This is a genomic window from Yersinia ruckeri ATCC 29473 (assembly GCF_000754815.1).
GTDB classification, from domain to species: Bacteria; Pseudomonadota; Gammaproteobacteria; order Enterobacterales; family Enterobacteriaceae; genus Yersinia; species Yersinia ruckeri.
On the sequence record NZ_KN150747.1, the window covers coordinates 373435 to 381208 of the forward strand.

The window sequence follows — 7774 nt, forward strand, 5'->3', positions numbered from 1 at the left end:
TATCCATCAATAACCACTACGCTGCTGCTTAATTAACCTTTAATAAGCTTAGCGTAAAAGAAACCATCGCCATCTTCCGGATGAGGCAGATTTTGCTTACCGGGTTGGGCTGGCGTGCCGGTTTCGACTAAACGAGCCTCTGGGTGACGTTGCAGGAAATTAGCAATCTGTTGCTGGTTTTCTTCTGGCAAAATAGAGCAGGTTGCATAAACCATCACGCCATCTTTTTTCAGTTTAGGCCAGATAGCTTCAAGAATTTCTGATTGTAGCTGCGCAAGTTCCGCAATATCGCTATCGCGACGTAGCCATTTGATATCAGGGTGACGGCGAATAACACCGGTTGCCGAGCAAGGTGCATCAAGAAGAATTCGGTCGAACAACTGATTGCCACACCATTTATCCGGAGCGCGGCCATCACCCACTGTTACAGTGGCGTGTAGCTGAAGACGCTGCAGGTTTTCTTTGACTCGACTTAAGCGTTGTTCATCAATATCTACGGCTAGCACATGAGATTTAGGCGCAGCCTCCAAAATATGTGTAGTTTTCCCACCAGGTGCTGCGCATAAGTCGAGGATCTGTTCTCCATTCTGCGGATCCAGCAGATCAACACAACCTTGCGCCGAGGCATCCTGAACCGTTACCCAACCTTGGGTAAATCCGGGAAGATCGTTCACCGCACAAGGTGTTATCAGACGAACTGCATCACTATATTCCGTGTGTGGTTCAGCCTCAATTCCGGCCTGTTTCATCAACTCAAGATAATCTGCACGTGAATGATGAAGACGGCTAACGCGTAGCCACATGGGGGGTTTTTGGTTATTGGCATCAATAATCTGTTGCCATTTATCTGGATAGGCCTTTTTAATTCGTGCCAGTAACCAGCTTGGGTGCAAATAGCGGCTCTCGTTATTAGCAGCACGTTCCAGCAGGTCAACCTGCTGTCGTTGGAATTGGCGTAATACGCCATTGACTAGCCCTTTGAGCTGTGGCCGTTTCAATGCAACTGTGCCTTCCACGGTTTCCGCCAATGCTGCGTGAGGTGGAATTCGGGTATAAAGCAATTGATAGAGACCGACCATGATCAGGTAATGGAAAACTCGCTGTTTACCCGTCATTGGACGCGCCATTAATTGCTGGATGCACCACTCAAGTTGTGGGAGAACGCGTAAAGTGCCAAAACACAACTCCTGCAGCAACGCACGGTCTTTATCGGAAATACTCTTTTGGAGACCAGGTAAAACTGTACTGAGGGATTGCCCTTTATCCAGTACCTGGCTAATTGCTTTGGCAGCGATGCTGCGGAGGTTATATGTGTTTTTCATAGCCAAAAAAGCTGACAAAAGTCAGCAAAATAAAGGGAAAGAATAGCCCGATAATGAAGTATCGAGCGATGAAGTTGTTGTTAAAACTTGTTCACTACGCCAGTTGATTACCGACGGTAAACCATTCACGTCGAGAGTTAAGTAAATCTGCGGCGGACATCGATTTTTTGCCAGCTGGCTGCAACTGAGTGATGTTGAGCATACCGTCAGCAGTTCCCACTTGAATACCTTGCTTATCGGCTTGCACGATAGTGCCAGGTTGCACATCTTCCACTGCGGGGAGAACTTGAGCCTGCCACACTTTTACCGGCTGTTCGTCGATAACAAAGTAGCTCACAGGCCACGGATTGAAAGCACGGATGCAGCGTTCTAACTGTTGCGCAGACAGCGACCAATCCAGCTTCGCTTCCTCTTTGCTTAATTTTTCTGCATAAGTCACTAATTGCTCGTCCTGAACCTCAGGCTTGGCTTGACCTACAGCCAATTGTTGCAGCGTTGTCAGCATGCCTTGCGGCCCGAGCTCGGCCAACTTGCTATACAGGCTGGCGCTGGTGTCCTCCGGCTGTATCTGGCAGGCAATTTTATGCAACATATCACCGGTATCTAAACCGACATCCATTTGCATGATAGTGATGCCGGTTTCTTTATCGCCAGCCCACAATGAACGTTGGATCGGTGCCGCACCACGCCAGCGTGGTAGCAGGGAGCCGTGAACATTAATACAACCCAGACGCGGCATTTCTAATACGGCTTTCGGTAAAATAAGACCGTAAGCGACGACGACCATAATATCGGCGTTAAGATCAGCAACCAGATGTTGGTTTTCTTCTGGCCGCAGAGACTTTGGCTGAAAAACCGGAATGTGGTGTTGTTCAGCTAAAATCTTTACCGGGCTGGGCGTCAGTTTATTCCCCCGGCCAGCCGGACGGTCTGGTTGAGTGAATACCCCAACGACTTGGTGCCTGGAAGCGGTTAGCGCATCAAGATGACGCGCTGCAAAATCGGGCGTTCCGGCAAAAATAACCCGTAAAGAATCTGACACGGTTGGTTTCCTGCGTAAAAAGGATTAGTTGGCGCGAGCGTTAAGTTTTGCCAGTTTATCCAGCTTTTGTCGGATGCGCTGACGCTTCAGTGGCGACAGGTAGTCCACAAACAGTTTGCCAATCAGATGATCCATTTCGTGCTGGATACAAATTGCCAACAGATCGTCAGCTTCCAGTTCGAAAGGTTTCCCGTCGCGATCTAATGCTCTGATCTTTATTTTCTCGGCACGGGGAACCAGAGCACGTTGCTCAGGGATAGAGAGGCAGCCTTCTTCAATACCGGTTTCACCACTTTTTTCCAGTAGTTCCGGGTTAATTAAGACTAAACGCTGGTCGCGGTTTTCGGAGACATCGATGACGATAATCTGCTGATGAATATCCACTTGCGTAGCGGCTAGCCCAATGCCTTCCTCTGCGTACATGGTGTCGAACATATCGTCCACGATGCGTTGGATTTCTGCATTGACTTCTTTTACTGGCGTAGCAACTTTGCGCAGCCGCTCATCTGGATAATGTAATACTTGTAATACTGACATAAATATCTAGATCTGTGTCCGAATGGTGAATGATATTCAGTCTCCATTCTAGACATTTTTAGCTTGGATTGACAGCATCGGCTACCATTTGAACAAATTGGTGTTGACACACAAAGCCGCCAGGGAGGGCGAATGTTAACAACCGAGTTGTGGTTACGTATCAGTAAGATTAGCGGGTTGGGCGCGGCTAAAAGTCTGGTCATTGGGCAATGTCTGCTTGCTGGCGGTGATTTTCATGTGGGAATGTTGCAACTTTCAGGGTTGAGCGAGCGGCAATGCCAACAATTTTTGACGGTCAACCCTCGCCACATCGCGGCGACGTTATCTTGGTTGGATCAACCTGAGCATCATTTGCTTATCTACGGTCAGCCCGGCTATCCGACACAGCTGATGGCAATTTCTTCCGCGCCACTCATGTTGTTTGTTAGCGGAGCAAAAGAAGCGCTAGCGATGCCTCAGATTGCCATGGTGGGGAGTCGTAACTTTAGTCACTATGGTGAACGGTGGGGGCGACTCTTCTCTACCGAGCTAGCCCAGTCTGGAGTGGTGATTACCAGCGGTCTGGCCATTGGAATCGATGGAATTTGCCATCAGGCTGCTTTACATGGCGGAGGCAGAACCATCGCGGTTCTGGGAAGTGGGCTTGCCAATATTTATCCAAAGCGACATGGGAGACTGGCGCAAGAGATTGTCGCCGAAGGCGGAGCGTTAGTTTCGGAGTTTTTATCCACGGCTTTACCTATCGCGACTCACTTCCCTCGACGTAACCGCATTATCAGCGGTTTAAGTGCGGGAGTGATTGTTGTTGAAGCGACGCGCAAAAGTGGTTCATTGATTACTGCTCGTTATGCTCTGGAGCAAGGGAGGGATATATTTGCATTGCCAGGCCCTTTGGGTAGCACGGGAAGCGAAGGTACACATTGGTTGATTCAGCAGGGTGCTTATCTGGTTTGTCATCCCAGAGAGGTTATCGAATATATCGGTGGCGCATTACAGTGGTTATCTTTGTCCGACGAAAACATTATTTCTTCGTCGGAGGCACAACTTGAATTGCCATTTTCCGATGTGTTGGCTAACGTAGAATATGAGGTGACACCCGTTGATGTCGTCGCCGAACGTGCCGGCCACTCTGTACCAGATATCGTGGTAAAACTGCTCGAACTAGAGTTGGCAGGGTGGATCGCAGCTGTACCCGGCGGCTATGTCCGAATAAGGAGGGCAGGCCATGTTCGACGTTCTGATGTATCTATTTGAAACTTACATGCATAACGAAGCAGAAATGCTCGCCGATCAGGACAAAATTACCGATGATCTCGCTGAGGCGGGCTTTTATCGTGAAGATATCTATAACGCCTTAAATTGGCTCGAAGCACTGGCAGATTTACAGGAAGGTGAAATTGCACCTTATCAATACACTGCCGATCCTTTCGCGCTACGTATTTATACCCCGGAAGAAAATGTACGTTTGGATACCCAATGCCGTGGTTTTATCTTATTTCTTGAGCAGATCAATGTACTAAAACTCAATACCCGTGAAATGGTGATTGATCGTATTATGGCGCTTGATTCCACGGAGTTTGATCTCGAAGATCTCAAATGGGTGGTACTGATGGTGTTATTTAATGTTCCTGAGTATGAAAATGCCTATCAGTTGATGGAAGATTTGCTCTTTGAAGTGAATGAGGGCTACCTGCACTAGGTGGTAGTATGAGAGCAGACAAATCTATTAGAGAAGGCATAATGACAAAAACTGTAACTGCGAAGGGTAATGGGTTATGCCCTGAATGTGGATCAGCATTAGTGATCCGCAGCGGTAGTCATGGCCCATTTCTTGGATGTTCCCATTATCCTACATGCCAATATATACGCCCGCTAAAAGCACAGACAGATGGTCATATCATTAAAGTTCTGGAAGGGCAGGAATGTCCAAAATGTCAGTCTACGTTAGTACTTAGGCAAGGGCGCTATGGCATGTTTATCGGCTGTAGCCAATATCCACAATGTAATCATACGGAAGTCATAGATAAACCGGATGAGACATCTATTGCGTGTCCGCAATGTGGCCAAGGTAAGTTATTGCAGAGAAAATCCCGCTTTGGGAAGGTTTTTTATGCCTGTAATCGCTATCCGGACTGCCAATTTTCACTTAATCAGCAACCTATAGCTGGAGAATGCGCTCATTGCCACTATCCGCTTCTGATGGAAAAGCGTACTGCTCAAGGCGTAAAGCGTTCTTGTGCTAGTAGATTATGCGGAAAACCAGTAACAACTGAGTAAGAACCCATGAGTAAAGAAGAAGTTTCCCGTTTCGAAGGTGTGCTGCAAGCTTTGCAGCAGGAAGAGATTATCGCCTATCCGACTGAGGCCGTTTTCGGGTTGGGCTGTGACCCAGATAGTGAGAAGGCAGTGAATGATTTGCTGGCATTAAAACAGCGGCCTTGGCAAAAAGGGCTGATTCTGATTGCCGCTAATTATGAGCAGCTTTTACCTTATATTAATGATGAAAAACTGGATGATACTCAGCGAGCTACGATATTTTCCAGTTGGCCAGGCCCGGTAACATGGGTTATCCCAGTGAGAAAAACGACCCCGCGTTGGCTTACGGGGCATTTTAACTCTTTAGCGGTACGAGTTAGTGATCATCCTCTGGTCCAGCAGCTTTGCACTTATTATGGTAAGCCGTTGGTGTCGACCAGTGCCAATCTGAGTGGATTGGAGCCTTGCCGTACTGAAGAAGACGTGAGAAAGCAGTTTGGTGCTGATTTCCCAGTATTGTCGGGGCTGGTAGGGGGGCGTTTAAATCCATCCGAAATTCGTGATGCCCTCACCGGTGAGCATTTTCGCCAAGGTTAAGGACATCAAGTGGAACAACCATTCGCAGTTTTTGGTAATCCGATTAGCCACAGTAAATCGCCGCGTATCCACGCCCTTTTTGCTGCTCAAACGGGAATCGCTCATCATTACGGAACGGTACTCGCTCCCCATGATGACTTTGAAGCAACGCTGGCGGCTTTTTTTGCTCAAGGGGCGAAAGGCGCAAATATCACCACGCCATTTAAAGAACAGGCTTATGCTATTTCTGCCGAGTTGACCGATCGTGCCGCGTTTGCTGGTGCCGTGAATACGCTAAAAATGCAACAGAATGGGCATTTGCTCGGAGATAACACCGATGGTATTGGCTTGCTAAGCGATCTAGAACGTTTGAATCTGATCAAACCGCAGGATCGTATCTTGCTGGTTGGTGCTGGTGGTGCCGCTAGGGGAGTGATATTACCGCTGCTTTTCTTCGGTTGCCAACTTGTTATTACTAACCGAACATTTAGCCGTGCGCAGCAGTTATCCGATGTTTTCCAACATCAGGGTGAAATCGAAGCCATTGAAATGGTGAATCTTGCCGCACAACAATTTGATTTAATCATCAATGCAACGGCGTCAGGCATTTATGGTGATGTTCCCACTCTTCCAGCTTCGCTGATTACTCAGAACTCTCGTTGCTACGATATGTTTTATCAACAGGGTTTAACGCCGTTCCTGGCTTGGGCGGCCACTCTTGGCGCGACGCAGTATGCGGATGGTTTAGGAATGCTGGTTGGGCAGGCTGCGCATGCGTTCCATCTTTGGCACGGAGTGATGCCTGATGTTGAGCCAGTATTGATAGTGTTAAAAAAAGAGTTGGGTAACTGATTGCGTCGGACATATATAGAGGGAGTTAATTATTCCCTCTATATAGATAGAAATAGAATCGATGAGAGCGAAAGGATTACTTTCCTTCAGCCAAATAGTTATCTTTCCAACGGACGTAATTGTTAGCTGAGTAAATCAGCCCTTCTCGTTCAGCAGGTGACAGTGGGCGAACTTGTTTCGCCGGACTTCCTATATAAAGATAGCCGCTCTCTAATCGTTTACCGGGCGCAATCAAACTACCTGCACCAATCATTACATCATCTTCTATCACTGCACCGTCCAGTAAAATCGACCCCATGCCGACTAATACACTATTTCCTATCGTGCAGCCATGAAGCATGGCTTTATGCCCGACGGTGACATCTTCGCCGATGATAAGAGGATTACCCGCCGGATTATATTCGGACTGATGAGTAACATGTAACACACAGCCATCCTGAATATTGGTACGCGCACCAATTTTCACTTGGTTTACATCACCCCGGATAGCAACCAAGGGCCATATACTGACATCATCGCCGAGCAAAACATTACCGATTACTACGCTGGATCTGTCGATCATAACCTTTTGACCAAGGATTGGTGTGTAATGAAGATAAGGACGAACAGAATCAGACATGGAAAGGCCTCGTAGTAGGAACGTATTTTATTGGCAATACTAGCTTTTGCTGGTGGAATTACAACCAAAATGCCAGTGAGTTCAACTTGAATACAGTCAAGATCGTGCAAGATCTACCCGTAAGGAGTGAAAATCACTCAAACAGTAGAAAAAGGTGAAAAAAGGGTTGTGCAAAAAATTCGACTCCCTATAATGCGCATCCATCGAGACGGCACACAACGAATCAAGTAGTTAAGTGACCGGCAAAGAGAACAGAGAAATTCAACGAAATAAGTAGTTGACTCTGAGTGAGGAAAGCGTAATATGCGCACCTCGAGTTACCCACCGAAAGGTTGCTAACTCACTGCTCTTTAACAATTTATCAGACAATCTGTGTGGGCACTCGCAAGACGATATCTAGCCTGTTTCGGCAGGCAGAAGAAATATCAAAGTCTTGAAGAGTGACCAAAGCAGTACACATTTGAACTTCGGTTCGAATGCATATTTGCAGAAAGTAATCTTTGAGCATCGCTACCCTCGGGTAGCAAATCAAACAAATCTTAAATTGAAGAGTTTGATCATGGCTCAGAT

General features: G+C 47.2%; 9 protein-coding genes. 5 read left to right on the forward strand and 4 right to left on the reverse strand.

Annotated features, from left to right (window positions below):
• Positions 1–32: 32 nt before the first annotated feature.
• The 3 genes from rsmB to def all read right to left on the reverse strand — a co-directional run bounded on the left by rsmB (position 33) and on the right by def (position 2901).
• Positions 33–1322: a 16S rRNA (cytosine(967)-C(5))-methyltransferase RsmB gene (rsmB, locus tag DJ39_RS01675; RefSeq protein ID WP_004718625.1), complete on the reverse strand. Its 1290-nt coding sequence runs from the start codon at positions 1320–1322 to the stop codon at positions 33–35.
• A gap of 94 nt (positions 1323–1416) precedes the next feature.
• The gene (fmt, locus tag DJ39_RS01680; protein WP_004718626.1) at positions 1417–2364 is read right to left on the reverse strand and encodes a methionyl-tRNA formyltransferase; all 948 of its coding nucleotides are present in this window, start codon (positions 2362–2364) and stop codon (positions 1417–1419) included.
• 24 nt (positions 2365–2388) lie between these two features.
• On the reverse strand, positions 2389–2901 hold the full coding sequence (def, locus tag DJ39_RS01685; protein WP_004718628.1) for a peptide deformylase: 513 nt from the start codon (positions 2899–2901) through the stop codon (positions 2389–2391).
• A 132-nt stretch (positions 2902–3033) separates the two neighbouring features.
• On the opposite strand from def, the gene dprA reads away from it, so the two are divergent.
• From dprA to aroE, 5 genes are read left to right on the forward strand one after another with little or no spacing between them, the layout of a single operon-like run.
• Positions 3034–4155: a DNA-protecting protein DprA gene (gene dprA / locus DJ39_RS01690; protein ID WP_004718630.1), complete on the forward strand. Its 1122-nt coding sequence runs from the start codon at positions 3034–3036 to the stop codon at positions 4153–4155.
• Positions 4127–4600, forward strand: a complete 474-nt coding sequence (locus DJ39_RS01695; RefSeq protein WP_038251113.1) for a DUF494 family protein — start codon at positions 4127–4129, stop codon at positions 4598–4600. Before dprA ends, DJ39_RS01695 begins: the two co-directional genes overlap by 29 nt.
• 41 nt (positions 4601–4641) lie before the next feature.
• Positions 4642–5178, forward strand: coding sequence for a DNA topoisomerase family protein (locus DJ39_RS17225; protein WP_071815376.1), 537 nt, complete (start codon positions 4642–4644; stop codon positions 5176–5178).
• Positions 5179–5184: 6 nt separating this feature from the next.
• The gene (tsaC, locus tag DJ39_RS01700; RefSeq protein WP_004718634.1) at positions 5185–5754 is read left to right on the forward strand and encodes an L-threonylcarbamoyladenylate synthase type 1 TsaC; all 570 of its coding nucleotides are present in this window, start codon (positions 5185–5187) and stop codon (positions 5752–5754) included.
• Positions 5755–5763: 9 nt separating this feature from the next.
• Positions 5764–6585, forward strand: a complete 822-nt coding sequence (gene aroE, locus DJ39_RS01705; RefSeq protein WP_004718636.1) for a shikimate dehydrogenase — start codon at positions 5764–5766, stop codon at positions 6583–6585.
• Between the two features lie 76 nt (positions 6586–6661).
• Here aroE and DJ39_RS01710 read toward each other — a convergent pair whose 3' ends face one another.
• Positions 6662–7204: a gamma carbonic anhydrase family protein gene (locus DJ39_RS01710; RefSeq protein ID WP_038251115.1), complete on the reverse strand. Its 543-nt coding sequence runs from the start codon at positions 7202–7204 to the stop codon at positions 6662–6664.
• Positions 7205–7774 lie beyond the last annotated feature (570 nt).